The organism is Arthrobacter crystallopoietes, from assembly GCF_002849715.1.
GTDB lineage: Bacteria > Actinomycetota > Actinomycetes > Actinomycetales > Micrococcaceae > Crystallibacter > Crystallibacter crystallopoietes.
Map to the genome: position 1 here is coordinate 2,660,116 of NZ_CP018863.1, position 17,741 is coordinate 2,677,856.

At 63.9% G+C, this 17,741-nt stretch carries 17 protein-coding genes; 6 read left to right on the top strand and 11 right to left on the bottom strand.

The annotated features are described in order from the left end of the window. Positions 1 to 344: 344 nt before the first annotated feature. The 10 genes from AC20117_RS12475 to AC20117_RS12520 all read right to left on the bottom strand — a co-directional run bounded on the left by AC20117_RS12475 (position 345) and on the right by AC20117_RS12520 (position 10,868). On the bottom strand, positions 345 to 1,259 hold the full coding sequence (locus AC20117_RS12475) for a hydroxyquinol 1,2-dioxygenase (protein ID WP_074699462.1): 915 nt from the start codon (positions 1,257 to 1,259) through the stop codon (positions 345 to 347). Between the two features lie 41 nt (positions 1,260 to 1,300). Continuing rightward, a complete protein-coding gene (locus tag AC20117_RS12480) occupies positions 1,301 to 2,365 on the bottom strand; it encodes a maleylacetate reductase (protein ID WP_074699461.1) in 1,065 nt (354 codons plus the stop codon). A 2-nt stretch (positions 2,366 to 2,367) separates the two neighbouring features. Then, complete coding sequence (locus AC20117_RS12485; RefSeq protein WP_074699460.1) at positions 2,368 to 4,164, bottom strand: FAD-dependent oxidoreductase; 1,797 nt, start codon at positions 4,162 to 4,164, stop codon at positions 2,368 to 2,370. Between the two features lie 195 nt (positions 4,165 to 4,359). Further along, positions 4,360 to 5,307: an alpha/beta hydrolase gene (locus AC20117_RS12490; protein WP_074699459.1), complete on the bottom strand. Its 948-nt coding sequence runs from the start codon at positions 5,305 to 5,307 to the stop codon at positions 4,360 to 4,362. Between the two features lie 28 nt (positions 5,308 to 5,335). Further along, entirely contained in the window at positions 5,336 to 5,887 is a 552-nt protein-coding gene (locus tag AC20117_RS12495; RefSeq protein ID WP_074699458.1) for a flavin reductase family protein, read from the bottom strand. After that, positions 5,884 to 7,086: an acyl-CoA dehydrogenase family protein gene (locus tag AC20117_RS12500; protein ID WP_074699457.1), complete on the bottom strand. Its 1,203-nt coding sequence runs from the start codon at positions 7,084 to 7,086 to the stop codon at positions 5,884 to 5,886. Before AC20117_RS12500 ends, AC20117_RS12495 begins: the two co-directional genes overlap by 4 nt. Positions 7,087 to 7,222: 136 nt before the next feature. Then, positions 7,223 to 8,179, bottom strand: coding sequence for an AraC family transcriptional regulator (locus AC20117_RS12505; RefSeq protein WP_074699456.1), 957 nt, complete (start codon positions 8,177 to 8,179; stop codon positions 7,223 to 7,225). An 84-nt stretch (positions 8,180 to 8,263) separates the two neighbouring features. Further along, positions 8,264 to 8,863 carry a dihydrofolate reductase family protein gene (locus tag AC20117_RS12510; protein WP_236777295.1) on the bottom strand — a complete coding sequence of 200 codons (600 nt, stop codon included), beginning with the start codon at positions 8,861 to 8,863 and terminating at the stop codon, positions 8,264 to 8,266. Between the two features lie 63 nt (positions 8,864 to 8,926). Further along, a complete protein-coding gene (locus AC20117_RS12515) occupies positions 8,927 to 9,829 on the bottom strand; it encodes an AraC family transcriptional regulator (RefSeq protein WP_236777296.1) in 903 nt (300 codons plus the stop codon). A 133-nt stretch (positions 9,830 to 9,962) separates the two neighbouring features. Beyond that, on the bottom strand, positions 9,963 to 10,868 hold the full coding sequence (locus tag AC20117_RS12520) for a LysR family transcriptional regulator (protein WP_101632594.1): 906 nt from the start codon (positions 10,866 to 10,868) through the stop codon (positions 9,963 to 9,965). A gap of 128 nt (positions 10,869 to 10,996) precedes the next feature. Here AC20117_RS12520 and AC20117_RS12525 point away from each other — a divergent pair, with 128 nt between their 5' ends. From AC20117_RS12525 to AC20117_RS12550, 6 genes are all read left to right on the top strand, one after another. Continuing rightward, positions 10,997 to 11,959, top strand: coding sequence for an ABC transporter substrate-binding protein (locus tag AC20117_RS12525; protein ID WP_074699452.1), 963 nt, complete (start codon positions 10,997 to 10,999; stop codon positions 11,957 to 11,959). Then, on the top strand, positions 11,956 to 12,789 hold the full coding sequence (locus AC20117_RS12530) for an ABC transporter permease (protein ID WP_074699451.1): 834 nt from the start codon (positions 11,956 to 11,958) through the stop codon (positions 12,787 to 12,789). The genes AC20117_RS12525 and AC20117_RS12530 overlap by 4 nt, the downstream gene beginning before the upstream one ends. Beyond that, positions 12,786 to 13,649: an ABC transporter permease gene (locus AC20117_RS12535; protein WP_236777297.1), complete on the top strand. Its 864-nt coding sequence runs from the start codon at positions 12,786 to 12,788 to the stop codon at positions 13,647 to 13,649. Before AC20117_RS12530 ends, AC20117_RS12535 begins: the two co-directional genes overlap by 4 nt. Positions 13,650 to 13,651: 2 nt before the next feature. After that, positions 13,652 to 14,470: an ABC transporter ATP-binding protein gene (locus AC20117_RS12540; protein WP_074699450.1), complete on the top strand. Its 819-nt coding sequence runs from the start codon at positions 13,652 to 13,654 to the stop codon at positions 14,468 to 14,470. 13 nt (positions 14,471 to 14,483) lie between these two features. Next, positions 14,484 to 15,563 carry an MBL fold metallo-hydrolase gene (locus tag AC20117_RS12545; protein ID WP_074699449.1) on the top strand — a complete coding sequence of 360 codons (1,080 nt, stop codon included), beginning with the start codon at positions 14,484 to 14,486 and terminating at the stop codon, positions 15,561 to 15,563. Positions 15,564 to 15,773: 210 nt separating this feature from the next. Continuing rightward, complete coding sequence (locus AC20117_RS12550) at positions 15,774 to 16,934, top strand: iron-containing alcohol dehydrogenase (protein ID WP_074699448.1); 1,161 nt, start codon at positions 15,774 to 15,776, stop codon at positions 16,932 to 16,934. Positions 16,935 to 17,012: 78 nt separating this feature from the next. On the opposite strand, the gene AC20117_RS12555 is transcribed toward AC20117_RS12550, so the two are convergent. Further along, positions 17,013 to 17,702 (bottom strand): GntR family transcriptional regulator, encoded by a 690-nt coding sequence (locus AC20117_RS12555; protein ID WP_074699447.1) that lies wholly within the window; start codon positions 17,700 to 17,702, stop codon positions 17,013 to 17,015. Positions 17,703 to 17,741 lie beyond the last annotated feature (39 nt).

Below are 17,741 nucleotides of genomic sequence, written 5' to 3' on the forward strand. Positions count from 1 at the left end.
CATACCGATTGCCGAGTCATACTAGAGGCATGAGGACCGTGGTTTCCATGCCCGATAAGACCTTCGAACGCGCAGAAGCTCTAGCGAGTTCCCTTGGCCTGAGCAGGTCCGAGTTCATAACGCGCGCTGTTGATCGCTATGCCGATGGACTGGAACGTTCGTCGCTGACTGCTCGGATCAATACAACTATCGAACGATCTGGAATCGACGATCGCCATCGTGGGAACGGGTCATTCCACCTTGTCCGCTGATGGTGAAGATTGGTAAATGCAGGCCAAACGCGTCGTCCAGCCCGGCCGCTAATGGAGCAGCCGGGCTGAACGAGTTTGCCGTTCGGTCTTCGCTTAGGTTTCTGCGGGGGCGAGGACGATGTCGAAGCGGGTGCGGGCCCAGGTTTGGTTGCCGAGGTCTCGGCCGTCGGGGGTGGGGGTGCCGGCAGGCTGCTGGTCGAATTTCTTGATCAGGGAGTCTTTGACGCCGAACACGCTGTCGCCGATCTCGATCTGGGGGTCGCCTTCGACGAAGATGTGGGTGACGAGGGTGCGCAGGTTCTGCGCGGTGACCATGAAGTGCAGGTGTGAGGCGCGGACGGGGGAGCGGCCGGTAGCTTCGAGCATTTTGCCGACGGGCCCGTCGTGCGGGATCGGGTACGGGGTAGGGGTGAGTCCCCAGAAACTGTAGTTCCCGTTCCCATCGCTGTAGAGGTGGGCGCGTCCGGCGACGCGTCCGTCGGTGTACTGGACGTCGTAGAACCCGTCGTCGTCGGCTTCCCAGACCTCGATCCGCGCGTTCGGAACCGGTTTGCCAGCGGTGTCCTTTACGGTGCCTTCGACCCAGCAGGGCTGGCCGGCGGCGCCGCCGGCGATGTCCCCGCCGATCGGGATCTCGGGGGCGTCCTCGGTAAAGAACGGCCCGAAGACGGTGGCCTCGGTGGCATCCCCTACGGCTTCGTTGTTGACGGCGATGGTCTGCATGGAGGCGCCGAGGACGTCGGAGAGCAGGATGAATTCCTGGCGTTTGTCGTCGGTGATGTGGCCGGCGGCGGTGAGGAATTCGATGCCCTTGTTCCATTCGTCCTCGGTGAGGCGGACTTCGCGAATGAAGTTGTGCAGGTGCTTGGTCAACGACTGCATCAACTGCTTCAACCGCTCGTCCTTCGCGCCGTCGAAGGACGCGATGACGGTGTCGACGAGCTGCTGCTCGACGGCGCGCTGTTCTGGGCTGATGCCGCTGGTTCCGGTGGTGGTGGTTTCCGTCATGGTGGTTCTCCTAAAACTTTGTGCGACCAGGTGCGTCCCGGTCAGAGGCCGGGGGTGGTGCCGGCGGTGGCGGCTCGGAGCAGTTCGGTGAGGTTCTGCTCGGTAGGGGTGCGCGGGTTGGATGCGGGGATGATGGGCAGGATGATGTCGACGGCCTCGGGAATGTTGTCTTCGGTGAAGCCGTAGTCCTTCAGCGCCTTGGGTGCGTCTAGGGTTGCGCGGAGTTTGTTGAGGCCTTCCACGGCATCGTTGGTGCCGAAGGCCGCGGCGATCCGGTTGGCGGCGTGGGGGGCTTCGGGGGCGTTGAACGCGAGCACGTAGGGGAGCACGGTGGCGTGGGTCTGGGCGTGGGGCATGTTCCAGGTTCCGCCGAGGACGTGGCAGATCTTGTGGTGCATGCCCGAGCCGGCGGACGCGAACGCGACCGCCGCCAGGTACGCGCCGTAGAGCGCCTGTTCGCGTCCCTCGGGCCCGGAAGGATCATGCTTCACTGCTGGCAGGCCCTGGTTGAGGGCGCGGATGCCTTCGGCAGCCAAAGCCTGGTTGATCGGGTCCACGCGGGGCCCCCACATGGAGTCCACGCAGTGCGCCAGGGCGTTCAAACCGGAGGCCACCGAGAGGTCCGCCGGCAGCGAGAGGGTCAGTTCGGCGTCGTAAATCACGGTTGCGGGAAGGACACGGTCGTCGATGCCGGTGCTCTTGCGCGCCGCTTCGGTCAGGCCCCACACGTTGGTGGCTTCGGACCCGGCGTACGTGGTGGGCACGGCGATGATCGGCAGGCCCGATGTGAGGGCGATGGCCTTGGCCAGGCCGGTGGTGGAGCCGCCGCCGACGCAGACCAGCAGGTCGATGCCGTGCTCCTGGGCTGCTGCGCGGGCTTTTTCGGCCTTCTCGATCGGCACGTGCGGGGCGACGTCGTCGTAATCCAAGGCCACGCTGACGCCAGCGGTGACCTTCTTCGCGATCGGGGCCTCGAACTCCGAGGCGATCACCATGACCTTCCGCGCACCGAAGCGCTCTACTTCGGCGGCCAGGTTCTCCGCGGCCTTGCCGGAGCCGAACAGCACCCGCTGTCCTAGGGTCACGTGTTCAAAATTCAGGCTCATGCTCAGGCTCCTCGGTTCAGGATGGCGGAAACGGTGTCCAGAAGCGCGGCTTCCGGGTTTGCGGGCAGGCGGTCGGCGCGCCAGCCGATGTGCTTGTCCGGGCGGACCAGCACGGCACCATCTTCTTCCACGCCGCGCAGCTTCGACCAGTCGAAGTAGAGGTCCGTAATGTCCTGGCCGGGGCCGATGACTACGGTCTTCACCGTGACGCCGAGCTGATCGCTGACCTTCTGGGCTGCGGTGGTCCAGTCCTCGCCCGTGATGCCGGTGAAGAGGGTGAACTGGCCGTACGGCGCCAGATCGTGCGTGGAGTATTTGCGGGCATTGTCGCCCACCCAGGCATGCGGCAGCCGAACGCCGGGGTGCGTGGACGGTTCATAGTAGAGTTCCGGATCCCGCTGCGGCGCCGGCTTGGTGCTGCCGTCACCGACCACCGCCGAGGAGACGTAGTGCTGGCCGAGCTCCACGCCGTGCGCGTTGAACTCGTAGTTCTTGATCTCCATGGCCTCCTGGACGGCCCGGCGCTTGGCTGCGCCCTCGGGCGTGCTGTCCTTGCGGGATTCGATCAGGGCGAGCATTTCCTCGGGGGTCTCGGCCTTGTCGATGCCCAGTGCCTCGAACAGCTTCACAAACTCGCGGCCGGACTGGTTGGCGCGGGTGACAATTTGCTTGGCCACCGGGGCTCGTTCGGTTGAGTAGGTCTCCAGCAGTTCCTCGCCGGCCTGCCCGTTGAGGACGGCGGCCAGCTTCCACGCCAGGTTGTAGGAGTCCTGGATGGAGGTGTTGGAACCCAGGCCGTTGCTCGGCGGATGCTTGTGGACGGCGTCGCCGGCGCAGAAAACGCGGCCCTTCTGCAGATGGGTGGCGTACTGCTCGTTGTTGCCCCACAGCGAGATGCCGGTGATTTCGACGTCGAGGTCCGGCACCCCGATCAGGTTGCGGACCACCTGGCGGGCGTCCTCTTCGCTGACCTCTGGGGTTCCCTCGTTGATGTCGAAGCCCCAGACGATCAGCCACTCATTCCACGGCCGCACCATGCGGACCAGGCCCGCGCCGATGCCGCCGATGTTCGAACCGGGCTGCACCACCCAGTAGAGCACGGACGGCCGGTGCCCCACGAGCTCGGCGATGTCCGCCTTGAAGGTGATGTTCATCGACCCGGCGATGTCCATCTGGCCCTCGTAAGGCAGTGCGATGTCCGCGGCCACCTTCGAACGCGCCCCGTCCGCGCCGATCAGGTACTTGGCGCGGATGGTGTACTCGCTGCCGGTGAGCCGGTTCAGCACGCGGACGCTGACGCCGTCGTCATCCTGGGTGTGCGAGAGGTACTCGGTAGAGAACTGGGTCTGGGTACCGCGCATCGTGGCGTTCTTGACCAGGATCGGCTCCAGGTACGTCTGCGGGATATCGCAGTTCAACGACGGCGAAGCCAGCTCGTAGTCCGCGTGCCGCGCCGGGTGGTTGCCCCACGTGAGGATGCGGCCGATCTCCTCGCCTGCGATCGAGGTGCAGAAGACGGTGTCGCCTATCATGTGGTGCGGGGTGGCATCGGCGAGGACCTGTTCCTCGATGCCCAGGTCGCGGAAGATCTCCATGGTCCGCTGGTTGGTGATGTGCGCCCGCGGCGTGTTGGCCGTCCAGCGGTACTTGGTGATCATGATGTTGGGAACACCGAGTGAGGACAGGAACAGGGCGGCCGAGGAACCGGCCGGGCCGGAGCCGACAATCAGCACATCCGTCTCGACGACGTTGGAATCCGGGGTTTCGGTCTCAGCGACCCCGTCGTTGAAAATCACCATTGCTTTTCCTTTGGTTCAGTAGCTGGGCTTTGAATCCCCTGCCTTCGAGTGTTACAGCTCACAGCAGCGTTCTGAATGCGCGATCCTGATCATGGCGGAAAGCAGCAAAAACACGGCGGATTCGATCAAAACAAGTCAAAAGTACGACGTCGGTGCCTCCTTGGGATGGCAGGAGGCACCGACGCTGGCCAAATGTTAGTTCGCGGCGCCCCAGCCATCCCTGACCTTGGCTGCCACCAGATCCATGGCCTCGGCGCTGGCCGGCAGCACATTCACCAGTGAGAAGAACAAGTGCATTTGTCCCGGCCAGCGGCGGTGCTCCACCGGCACTCCGGCCGCCCGAAGGCGTTCTGCATAAGCCTCGCCTTCGTCACGGACCACGTCGTGTTCGGCCGTGATCACCAAGGCCGACGGCAGGCCCGCCAGCGATTCATGGCGTAGCGGGGAAGCCTCCGGATGCAGCCGGTCCTCCGGGGCGGGAACGTAATGGTTCCAGAACCAGTCCATAAACTCGGTGGTCAGGAAGGACTGGTTCTCCGGCTCAAGGTACGAGCCACGGGTGAAGTCATAGTCGGTCACCGGGTAGATGAGGATCTGGCCGGACAGGTCGGGGCCGCCATGGTCACGCGCACGCAGCGCGGTGACCGCGGCAAGGTTGCCTCCGGCGCTGTCCCCGCCAATGAACAGCGGAACCTGCCTGCCGGCGATCTGCTCGAGCTGCGACGCCGCCCACTGTAGCGCGGTCCAAGAGTCCTCCACCGGCGTCGGGAACGGGTGCTCCGGTGCTTTGCGGTAGTTCACGAGGACGACGGCGGCGCCGGACTTTTCGGCCAACTGGCGCCCCAACGTTTCATAGCCTGCGATGTCTTCGAGGACCCAACCGCCGCCATGCAGGTACACGATGGCTGCGGAGGGCTGTGCAACGGGAACGTGGACGCGCACCTGGAAGGTGCCACCGTCGTACCCGTTGAGAGTGTGGTCTTCGCTGCGGTGCATGTCCGGGCCCTCACCGTAGAGGTCCTTGAGACCGCTGCCGGCTATCCGGGCTTCGGCGGGGGACAGTTGCCACATCGGTTTGGCATCCGGGCCGGCGGCTTCCGCCATGCCGGACAGGAAGCCCAGAGTAGCTTCGTCAAGTGCCATGATTTTTTTCCTTCTCAACGGTTGTGGATCAAGCGAGCACGGACTGCTCGCCGAGGCGGTGCCAGGCGCGGTTGTGGTAGACCAGCGGATCGGGGGTTTCTTCCGGTTCCGGCGTCTGCACCTGCAGCACCTGTACGGCGACGACGGTCGAGTCTCCGGCTTCCATGCGCTGCACAATGCGGCCGCGCAGCCAGGTCGGGGCTTCGGCCAGGACCGGTTCACCGGTGACCAGCCTGGACCAGCTGTCGTTGTCCGCGAAACGGTCAATGCCGGCGGTGGCGAACGTCTTGGCGAGGTGGACGTGGTCCGCGCCGAGCAAGTGGACCACCACCGTCTCGGCCCTGGCCAGTGCCGGTGCGGCCGAGGAGTATGCCGAGAGAGAGAACACCAGCAGCGGGGGATTCGCAGATACCGAGATGACCGAACTGGCGGTCAGCCCCACGGGCCCGTCGCCGGGATCTGCGGTGACGACGGCGACACCGGCCGGGTGGTTGCGGAAGGCGGCCTTGAACCGGTCGGCGGAGAGCATGTCCTCGAAGGCGCCCTCCGCTACCCGTTGCATGGCCTGGCCCCGGCTCATTTCTGTGCCCCGTTCTCAACGAGCGAGAAGAAGACCCATTCGGCGTTCTTTGCCAGCCCGGAGAGCATGCGGCCGCAGGCCTGCAGGACCACCGGTCCGGAGGTCATGTGCTGCGTGCCGGCATGCATGTCACGGAAGAAACGCTGCAGATCTCCCTCGCGCAGGGCGGCCGTAGCCGCCCACTTGTACACGCTCATGCAGACTTCGTGGGCGGACCAGGTGGCGTTGTTCAGGGCCAGCCGGGTGAGGGTCTCCTGCTCCGCGGAGAGGATTTCGCCAGCGTCCAGTGTGGCTTCGTTGTCCGACCAGACATCCATGACGAAGGCGCGGGCGGAACGCAAGGTGGCTTCAGCCTTGGCATATTCTGCGGCGAACTGGTCGGTGTCGACACTGGCGCCCGGGGCTCCGGATTTCTTCTGCGCCAGCATCTTCATTTCGTCCAGCATTCTGCGGCCGACACCGAGCGCCCAGCCGGCGTGGTTGATGCCGGACATGTTGGCCAGACCCATCCGGTACAAGGCGCCCCCGTGGACCGATTCCTTGGTGGCAACGTTGTAGGTGTAGGCCTGCGGGACAAACAGATCCTTGGTGCTGTAGTCGATGCTGCCGGTGGCCTTCAGCCCCATGACGTCCCAGTTGTCTACGATCTGCGCCTGTTCCTTGGGGAAGGTGAAGATCAGGGCCTCGCCTGTTTCCTCAACCAGGGCGGCAGTGTGGATGTGGCTGGCGAGCGGCAGTCCCGAGGCAAAGCTCCATGAGCCGGAGAGGAGGTAGCCGCCGTCGACCTTTGTCGCCGTACCCAGGCGGGTGCCTTGGCCGGCCATCAGATGATAGCCGCCGTCGGCGAACAGCGCGTCCGTGGCTTCGGCACCTTGGTACGCGGCAGTGGTGCCGGTGATCATCTGCAGCGCCATGACGGCCCAGCCAGTGGAGGCGTCCGCATAGGAGAGCTTTTCGATGACCTCGATGACCTGGCGCGGTGAGGCCTCATAGCCGCCGAGGTCCTTCGGAATGCCGAGCCGGAAAATGCCGGCGTCATGAAGTGCCTGGGCCGCGGTTTCAGTGAGGTGGCCCAGCTCTTCATTGTGCGCGGCCTGGGACATCAACAGCGGCGTAATTTCCTCAATGCGTTCCAGCAACTCAGAATGTTCGCTGCTCACGTGCAGTTGGCCGGTGGTTTCTGTGATGGTTTGCGACATCGCTTGCTCCTTTGCCCGATGGGGGATGTGATGTGCATCTCATCGTGGCAGGAGGCGGCCGCTGCGTGCGCGAATGGCCGAACCAGGCAAAATGTTTGTCCGGCCTGATCAAAGGCCGGGAATCAGGCGCCGGTGATCAAGCGCCGCGTGCCTCCCGCGGAGTGCAGCCGTACGCCTGCTTGAAGGAGCGGGAGAAGTGGGCAGCAGAGGCAAAACCTGTCGCAGCGGCAATAGTGCCGACCTGCGCTGACCGGAGCTTGGGGTCCGCGAGCATTTCGGCAGCGCGGCGCAGCCGGATAGCTAGAACATCCTTGCCTACGGTGGTGTCATTGGCAGCGAAGACCCGCGCCAGATGGCGTTCGCTGATGCCGATGCCGTGCGAGATTCGGGAGGCGGATAGGTCGGCCTCGTGCAAGTGGTTCCGGATATATTCACGGGCGCTGAGCAGGTAGCCGCCGGTGATCGAACTCGGATGATTGCCGATGATCAGGTCGAAGAGGTCAAGGCAGCCATCTTCCATCGCGTTCGGGTTCTCCGGCGGTGCTTGCAGCGCATGGTGGATGGTGGTCACGGCAGTGCGTGTATGTTCGGTGAGCGGGCTGCCGGGGCCGGCGCGCAGTACCAGGGGAGCGGCCAGCCCTGATTGTCCGGTCCGCTCACTGTAGAGGCTTCGGGGAACATCGAGGATGATCTGGCGCATGTTGGTCGAGAAGCCGTAGATGAACGGCTGGTCGGCATCATAAAGAATGGCATCTCCTGCGGAGAAGGTCTCACAACCGCCGGAGTGGTAGTAGAACGCCTCGCCTTCGAGCAGAAGGCAGAGCGGCAGTGTCTCGGCCGGAACAGTGCGGATATTTTCCTGGGAGCGTTCGACCACGTGGTCATTGCCCCTGATCTCCGTGAAGCGGAGCCGGGGCATCCGCAGGTTGCGCTGCGCCGCCACCAGGCCGTCGGAGGCCAGTGTCCGGCAGCTCAAGCCGATCAGTGAGCGCTTGTTGTAGTCCTCCCAGAGGGGCAGCCGGTCCTGGAGCGGTACCCGGGCGGTGGAAAAAGCCGTGGTCACGGCAGCGGCGGAAGTGGTCCCCAAACTCAAACCAACTCCTTCGTCAGGTGATTGAGTTGTTCAACGATACCTGTGATCCATGCCTCAGGAAATAGCCTTCGGGGTTTGAACGATCTATTTGCCCTCGTAGGATCCGTACTGCGGAAGCCCTGCGGTCTCGTAGGTATGGATCGCCATTCCGGCGGGCGTGACCTGGTGGCGGACGAGCTTCAGGCCGGCGGGAGCGCCGCCGTCCGGAAACAGACGCCGACCGCTGCCCACCACCACCGGGGCGATGACCAGCCGCACCTCGTCGATCAGTCCCGCGGCGAGCAGCGACTGGCCCAGCCTGGCGCTGCCGTGGATCTGCAGCTCCCTACCGTTCTGTTGCTTGAGTTCAGCTACCTTTGCGGGAATGTCGCCCGACAGGATTGTGCTGGGAGTCCAGTCTGCCTTGGTAAGGCTGTTGGACGCAACGTACTTGGGCACGCTGTTCATCTTTTCCGCGAAGAGGTCGTCGGGATCGGTCATGTTCGGCCAGGCCTGCGCGAACTCCTCGTACGTGCGCCGGCCCAACAGCAAGCCGTCTGCCTCCGCCAGCCAATCAGCGGCTTGCTGCATGAAGGTCTCGTCCATGTGAGGGACGAACCAGCCACCCTGGGTGAAGCCGCCGCTGGTGTCCTCGTCCGGTGAACCCGGGCCCTGGGACACGCCGTCCAGGGACAAGAATTCCATGAGGGTCAGTTTCACTGGTACCTACTCTCAGGCAATACGACGCCGGTTCACGATGGAGATGGGTCAGTGCGCAGCTTTGCGAGCCTGCAGCGGGCTGACACCAAAGAGTTCCTTGTAAGCCCGGGAGAAGTGCGCCTGCGAGGAGAAGCCGAGTTCCGCGGCAAGCCGGGCCATAGGCTGCCGGGGGTTGCCTGGATCCGCCAGCAGGCGCCGGGCCAGCTGCAGCCGTTCCTCCCGGATGAACCGCACCACGCTGATGCCTTCCTGCGCGAAGACTCTTGAGAGCTGCCGGTCGCTGATCCCAATCGCCGCGGCCACCAGCGGAGCCGACAACTGCGGGTCGCGCAACCGCTGCATTATGAAGGATCTGGCGGCAGCGAAATGGCCGGTGCCGCCGCCGTCGTCGCCGTTGACCAGGATGCGGAACAGGTCCAGGGCCGACGCTTCCAGGCCGGCGCCGTCCGGCTCCGGATCTGCCAGCGCGCTCTTCATCAGACCCGCCAGCGCGTTCGCGTGTTGTCCAGCCACCTCGGAGCTGCGGAAGTCGAAAATCTGCGGTCGGCCCAGGCTGCTTCGGCCGGAAATTTCCTTATAGATCGGTCGCGGAATCTTCAGGGCCAGTTCACGCAATCCGTGCGAAAACCCGCGCATGAACGGCTGGTCCGCGTCATACAGAACGGCTTGGCCCGGGCGCAGCATCTCGCAGCCGTCCCGGTGATAGAAGAAGGCCTCGCCGTCGAGGTTGAAATAAACAACGACGGCGTCCGCCGGGTTCGCGGAAATGTAACTTTGGGTGCGCTCAACCACGTGCGGATTGCCAGCCACATGCGCGAATTGGATGCGCGGAAGCTGAAGGTTGAGCTCCGTTGCTTCGAGCGCCGCCTCGCTGAGCGTGCGGCAGCCGAGGCCGATGAGCGAGCGGGCATTATGGTTTTCCCACAGTTCCACGCGACGCGGCTCGGGCAAGCCTGCAGTCGAAAAGCGGACCACCCCTTGGGATGGTCTCGTGAGAGATGATTTTCCCGTGGCAACCCCCGCCAACGGGCTCCGTGTGAGCCGGGTCATACCAGTAGAGTGTACGGCGGTCCGGCCCGCAGGGCTAACTGCTGGTTGACATGACCAGGTCGACGAAGCGCTGGGCTGCAGGCGTCAGCGTCCGGTTTTCCGGCCACACCATGGTGCCCTCGAGCGGGTGAACAGCCTGGCTGATTCGACGGATGACAATGTTTTCGCCAGCCAGTTCCGCTACTGCGCTTGGCATGATACTGATGCCCATGCCTGCCGCCACTAGGGGGATAGCTGTCTGGAGGGTGGCCACCGTGCGCACGGTTGCGGGGCGCATGCCCATGGCGGCCCAAACGTCCTCGATCAGTTCGATCAGGCCGGGAAAACCGGCATAGCGCTGCGGAACCATCCAGGCCTCGTCCATCAGGCTTGAAAGATCGATGGTTTCCGGAGCGTCACGGTGGCCAGGCGGCAGGACGGCCACCAGCGGCATCTCCTGGACGAGCGCCACACGGAGATCCCCTGCGGTGCTGTCCCGCAAACTGCTTGTGTTCCCAGTCGCAACGAACCCGACGTCGGCCAGGCCGGAGCTGACCTGGCTGAGGACTTCGGCCGGAGCAGGGTCGGAAAGCTCCACTTCAACCCCGGGAGCTTGATCCGCATAGTTCTTGAGCAACGGGGGAAGCCCGGACCAGGAGAAGGACGGAACGGAGGCGATATGCAGCCGTCCGGTGAGTCCCTGCCCGAGTGCCTTGACATGGTTCTCTATCCGGCTTGCCCGCAGGATCAGTTGGGAGCCGTTGGCCGCCAGATATTCCCCGGCCTCGGTTTTGCTGACTCCGTGCGCGTGCCGCTCCAGGAGTTTGGCGCCGAGCTCCTTTTCCAGCTGCGATACGGCGAGGCTGAGCGGCGGCTGCGTCATGTGCAGCGCGGCGGCGGCCTTGGAGAAGGAGCCTTCTTCAGCGACGGCCAGAAAGTATCGCAGTTGGCGCAGGTTCATATACAGATTCTATATAGGCTGCGCTCAAAAGAAGTATTTGCTGTATGAGGGCCGCTCCGTCACACTCGTTTGTGATCAGTATCACGGCCGCTCGACGGTCGTTGCACGAACTCAAAGGAGAGGTGCATATGCAAGCCAGAATCATCCTCGCGCTGCTGGGCGCGATGGCGTTACTGCTTTCAGGCTGCGGAGTCGGCCAGGGAAGTGCAAAAGAAATCGGCGCAGGGGAGCCGATCAAAGTGGGCGTTATCCCGGTAGCGGACTTCGCCCCGGTCTACATCGCCCTGGAGGAAGGCTACTTTGCCGAAGCGGGGCTGAACGTGCAGACCCAGGTCATGCAGAACGCGGCCGCCATTGCACCATCGGTGATCAATGGGCAGCTGCAGTTCGGCACGTCCGCCACAACACCCTTTATTGCCGCTGCGCAGAAGGGGCTACCGGTTCAAGCGGTGGCTAACGCTGCCGATGTTGCGAAAGACCCTGACAAGGACGTTTCGGCCCTGTTGGTCGGTGAGGACTCGACGGTGCAGCGTCCGGCGGACCTTGAGGGCAAGACCGTGGCCGTCAACGCCCTCTCCTCGATCCTGCACATTGCGGCGGCGCAGAGCATTGAAGCCGACGGCGGCGACCCGTCCAAGGTGACGTTCGTGGCCATGCCGCTGCCGGACATGATGACGGCCCTCAAGCAGGGCCGCATCGACGCGGCCAGCGTGGTGGAGCCCTTCGCGACGATCGGTGCTGCCAACGGCGCGCGCGCCATTGCCCACCCGTACACCGACGCCATGCTGTCCGGCGGCACCTTCGCGCTGTTCTTCACCGCGACCCCGTTTGTGGAGAAGAATCCCGAGCTGGTGGAAAAGTTTGTGGCCGCGCTGGAGAAAGGCAGCCGCACGGCAGCCGAACACCCGGAGAAAGTCCAGGAAGTCCTTATCAAGTACGGCAAGCTCAAGCCCGAGATTGCCGCGTCCATGCTGCAGCCCGGCTACGGAGTAGGGGTATCCGCGGAAGCATTGGATACTGCCGCGGGCGTCATGCATGAGCTCGGTTTCCTGGCTGAGACGATCAAGGGAGCGGACGTGATCCGACCATGAGCAACGCAACCCATACACTTTCCGCCCCGGCCAGATCCGCCAGGCGCAGGCCGGGGACGGGCCTGAGCCGACGTTGGCTGGGAGCCGGCACCGTCGTCGTACTTTTCCTGCTGTGGGAATTAGCCAGCGCCACCGGTGTCCTGCCGGCCGCTTCCCTTCCGCCCGCCAGCGATGTCATCGTGGCCTTCGGCGCGCAGCTGTTTGCAGCCGGATTCTGGCTGGCGCTTTGGGACACCCTGTCCATGGCGCTGCTCGGTCTGGTACTGATCGTCCTGATCGCTGCCCCTATCGCGCTGGTCATCGGGCTCTCGCACTGGTGGCAGGAATCCACGTGGTTCGTGCTGGAGTTCCTGAAGCCGATTCCTCCGGTGGCGCTGATTCCGCTGGGGCTCCTGTTGTGGGGGCCGACGCCGGGGATGAAGTTGTTCCTCATCGTCTTCGGGGCGATCTGGCCGCTGCTGACCCAGTTGGTCTACGGGTTCAAGGAAGTGAACGGGGTGGCACGGGACATGGCCAAGAGCTACCGGCTGGGATGGTGGCTGACGACGTCGAGGCTTGTTTTCCCGTCGGTGCTGCCGTTTGCCACCACAGGGCTGCGCATCTCCGCGGCCATCGCCGTAGTCATTGCGGTGGTGACGGAAATGATCGGCGGCGCCGCCGGCCTGGGCCAGAACATCGTGGTGGCGCAGTCGGCGAACGCGCTGGCCGAAATGTACGCGCTGATCATCGCCGCCGGCCTGCTGGGCCTGGGCATCAACCTGATGTTCCGTTTCGGGGAGAAGCCGCTTCTCTTCTGGCACCCCTCCATCCGAGAGGCAGGAAAACTGTGACCACCCTCGACACACCCGTGACCGCTCGGCCGGTTCGCGCTGCATCCCGCCTGCGCCGCAAGAAAGGCGCCGCCCGCCGGCCGCTGACCGGCTGGCGCCTGCTGCTGGTCCGCAGTTGGCTGCCTGTGCTGCTGGTTTCTGTCTGGGCGGTGGGTTCAGCCGGCAGCACCTCCCTGTACTTCCCCTCAATGGCAACCATTCTGCAGACCCTCCAGCAGGACCGGATCGGGCCGGGCTTCGTGGAACATCTGGTGCCCAGCGTGCTGAAGTTCCTGACCGGTTTCCTCCTCGCGGGCGTGCTGGGTATCGGACTGGGCCTGGTGATCGGGATGTTCCCGCTGCTGCGGGCGGCCACCGAGCCGGTCATCCAGTTCCTGCGCTCGCTGCCGCCGCCGGTGCTGCTGCCGATCGGCCTGCTGGTCTTCGGCATCGGCCCGTCGATGAACATTGCGATCATCGTTGTCGGCGCCATCTGGCCGACGCTGCTCAACACCATCGACGGCGTCCGCTCGCTGGACCCGCAGCTGGGCGAAATGTCGCGCAGCTACAAGCTCAGCCCGCGGCAACGGGTACGCTACGTCATCCTGCCCAACGCCGGCCCGCAGATCTTCGCCGGGCTCAGGACAACGTTGCAGATGTCGATCATCCTGATTGTGGTCTCGGAAATGGTGGCCTCCACCAACGGCATCGGCTACTACGTCCTGAACTCGCAGCAGACCTTCGCGGTTGCTGAGACTTGGGCAGGAACCCTCATCCTCGGCCTGCTTGGGTATCTGGCCAACCTCCTATTCATTCGTCTGGAAAGGTACGTGCTGCGCTGGCAGACGGGCCTTCGGGCAAGCACAGGAAGCGCTTCTTGATCATGACTGAAACAACTCTTAATTCCCGTACCGCTGGCTCCGCTGATGGCGACGTCCTGCTGGAATTGGAAAACCTGCAGAAGAGCTACGGCGAGAACAGGATCCTGGCCGGCGTCGACTTCAGCATTTGCCGAGGCGAATTTGTCTGCGTGGTGGGCCCTTCCGGATCCGGCAAGACCACCTTGCTCAGGTGCATGGCCGGCCTGCTGGACCCCAGTGGCGGCCGAACCGTTTTTGAAGGGGATGAAGTGCTGGAGCCGCCGGCCAAGCTCGCCGTCGTGTTCCAGGACTACAGCCGCTCGCTGCTGCCGTGGATGACGGTGGAGCAGAACATCGAGCTGCCCATGCGCAACAAGTTCCCGAAGACAGAACGTCCGCAGCGGATCGCCCAGGTGCTTGAATCGGTAGGCCTGGCCGGCAAGGGCGGGCTTTATCCCTGGCAGATGTCCGGCGGCATGCAGCAGCGCGCGGCCATCGCCCGCGGCCTGGCGTACCAGCCCGATGTGCTCCTGATGGACGAGCCCTTCGCCGCCGTCGACGCGCAAACCAGGATCGACCTCGAGGATCTGGTCCTCAAGGTCCGCCGCGACTTCGACACCACCGTCGTCTTCGTCACGCACGACATCGACGAGGCGGTGTACCTCGGAGACCGGGTGATCGTGCTGTCCGGGGCGCCGACCACGGTCAGCGAAAACATCGAGGTGCCGCTGCCGCATCCACGGCACCAGGTCACAACAAAATCGCTGCCCGAGTACGCGAAGCTGCGCAGCCGCATCTTCGAACTCATCCAGAACGCCAAATCCCACGCTTCCATCCGCTGAAAGGACCATTCCCATGAGCAGCCAGTATGTGCCGTTGACTGCAGAGCAGGCCGCCAAGCACCGCACCCGGGTGACCCTCCTCGGCACCGCGGGCGGACCGCCATGGTGGGACGGCAGCGACCGCAGCGGAATTTCCACCGCGATCACCGTCAACGACTCCGTCTACCTCATCGACTGCGGCGAAGGCTGGGGACCCCAGTTCCGCAAGTCCGGCCTGGGCCCTGCGGGCTTCCAGAAAGGCCTCGACAACATGAGGGCAGTCTTCATCACCCACCACCATTCGGACCACATGGTCGACTACCCGAACCTGTTGCTGCTGGCTTGGCACAACGGGTCGGACGGACTGCAGCGGCCCATCAAGGTGATCGGCCCAGGAGACCGGGGCACGCTGCCGCCGATCTTCGCGGAGGAAAAGCGCGAGCACCTGCCCGAAGTGTTCAACCCGGATTCGCCGACGCCGGGACTGGTCGAGTCAACCGAACGGCTGTTGCAGGCCTACGCGCTGGACATCAACGATCGCATGCGCGACAACGCCAAGCAGGACCTACGCGAAATCTTCGAATTCGAGGACATCCAGCTGCCGGCGGATACCGGAAGGGACCCCAACGGGGACCCGACGCCGGCGATGGAACCGTTCGAGATCTACCGGGATGAGAACGTGCGTGTCAGCGCGATTCTGGTGGACCACCGGCCGGTCTTTCCCGCCTTCGCTTTCCGCTTCGATACCCCTGACGGATCCATTGTGATTTCCGGTGACACCGGGGTTTGTCGGAACCTGGTGAGGATCTCCGAGGGCGCAGATATCCTGCTGCATGAATGCATCGACATGGACTGGGTTGACGGTTTGATGGGCCCGGACTCGCCCAAACCGGACCCCAACCTGATGCAGCACATGCTGGCAGCCCACACCGCCATCGAACAGGTTGGACCTCAGGCCGAGGCAGCGGGCGTTAAGACCTTGGTCCTGACCCATCTGGTACCTGGTAACACTCCAGTTGAGAAATGGGAAAAGGCACAGGTCGGCTTCTCCGGAAACCTCGTGGTGGGGGAGGACCTGATGCACTTCGGGCTAGGCGCGGCTGCGAACAGCTGATTGCCGCAGACAACGAGCCGTCGATTTCTACAGCAGTGACGACGCCGGTGCCTCCTCAGGAGGGCACCGGCGTCGTCATGCGGATCAATGCCGACCAGTGGCCGGTCACTGCCCATGTTTCGTTGGCATATGACGCTTCAGAGGGCAGGATGGAGAGCATTGCCGGCGTCACACGCGGCATGCGTACTTCCAGCCAGAGAGGTTCTTTGTATGGTTTCTTCCATTGCACTTCCCCGCATTATGCGCATCGGCGGCGGAGCTGCCGGCGAGCTCGGCAGCGTTCTCGCAGGTTTGGGCCTGTCCAGGCCACTGCTTGTCACGGATAAGTTCTTGGCCAGCACCGGTGCAGCTGGCCGGTTGCTCGCCAACCTCGGGGACGCTGGGCTGGTTGGTGCGGTGTTTTCCGAAACTGTTCCGGACCCGACCACCGACTCCCTGATCGGAGGGCTGGAAGCGGTTGCCGCCCACCGTGCCGACTGCCTCGTCGGCTTCGGCGGCGGAAGCCCGATGGATACGGCCAAGGCTCTGGGGCTGCTCTCGGCGCAGGGCGGCCAAATGCGTGACTACAAGGCACCGCGGAACAACAGTGGCCCCGCCCTGCCGGTAATCGCCATCCCGACAACTGCCGGAAGCGGATCCGAAGCCACGCAATTCACAGTCATCACGGACAGCGCGACTGACGAGAAAATGTTGTGCACGGGCTTGGCTTTCCTGCCCGTGGCCACGATTGTCGACTACGAGCTGACCCTCTCGATGCCTTCGAGGCTGACCGCAGATACCGGGGTTGATGCGCTCACCCACGCCGTCGAGGCGTATGTCAGCAGGAAGGCGAATGCTTTCTCAGATGGCCTGGCTTTGACCGCTGTCAGCACCATCGGCCGGAACATCCGCCGGGCGTATGCGGACGGGGACGATCTGGAGGCACGGGAAGCCATGATGTTCGCTGCGACGCAGGCCGGCATCGCTTTTTCGAATTCCAGTGTGGCCCTGGTGCATGGCATGAGCAGGCCGATCGGGGCGCATTTCCACGTGGCACATGGCCTGTCCAACGCCATGCTGTTCCCGGCAGTCACGGCCTTCTCCGTTGAGGGCGCGGTCGGCAGATATGCAGAATGCGCTCGTGCCTTCGGAGCCGCCGGCCGTGGGGATTCCGATGCGCTCGCCGCTGACAAGCTGGTCGAAGCCCTTGCCGTCCTCTGCAAGGACCTGGATGTGCCGACGCCGCAGAGCTACGGCATCGACCAAGAGAAGTGGAATGAACTGAGCCCGCTGATGGCACAGCAGGCGCTCGCTTCCGGGTCGCCGGGCAACAACCCCATCGTTCCCACAGCAGACCAGATCGAGGATTTGTACGCACAGATTTACAGCTGAGACTCTTCCTGCAGACATAGTAGGGTGCAGGAAATCTTCCTTGGCCTGCGGAGCGCCGAATAGCTGAACTTCGGATTATCAGGGTCGGCTGTGCGACCTGAGCGGTTGATTCAAGGCTGACTCACGGAGCAGTTGCAGTCGAAGTTTGCGCGCGGTCTCCATGTGCTCGCGGGCAATTCTGCGCGCGGCGTCGGCATCCTGGACTTCGATCGCGTGAATCAGCTCAGCATGCTCGTCGAGCGACTCCGGCCAGCGGTTGGACATGGAAAGCGTTGAACGCGGAGCATGAACGAGATGCGTGGAAAGGCGCTCGAGCAGGTCCTGGAGAACGGGATTGTGCGTGCACTCCCAGACGGCAGCGTGGAACTCCAGATTAGTGATGATCCGGGTGTGGTCGTCAGGATCGCTAAGCTCGCGGTCCCGCTGCAGAAGTGCTTCGAGCCGCATGAGGTCGGTGAACTGCCGCGACCGTGCAGCCTGTCCGGCTGCTTCTTCTTCGAGCAGGATGCGCATGTCGTAGATCTGCACGACCTGCTGCGGATCCACTTGTGGAACCTGCAGGCCGCGTGCCACTCGTTCCAGCAGGCGTTCCTGCTGGAGGCGGGAGAGCGCCTCCCGGACAGGTGTCCGGGAGACGCCGAACCGCTCGGCAAGGGTTACTTCGCGCATGGAGGTGCCCGGCTGGTGCACTCCGGACAGGATCTCGCTGCGCAGCGTGAGAAAGATGCCCTCTCCGTCCACGCGTGCTGATGATGCTGTTTGCGTCACGATGGTTTTCCTTGCATTTATTGCGGCGTTCGGATGCCC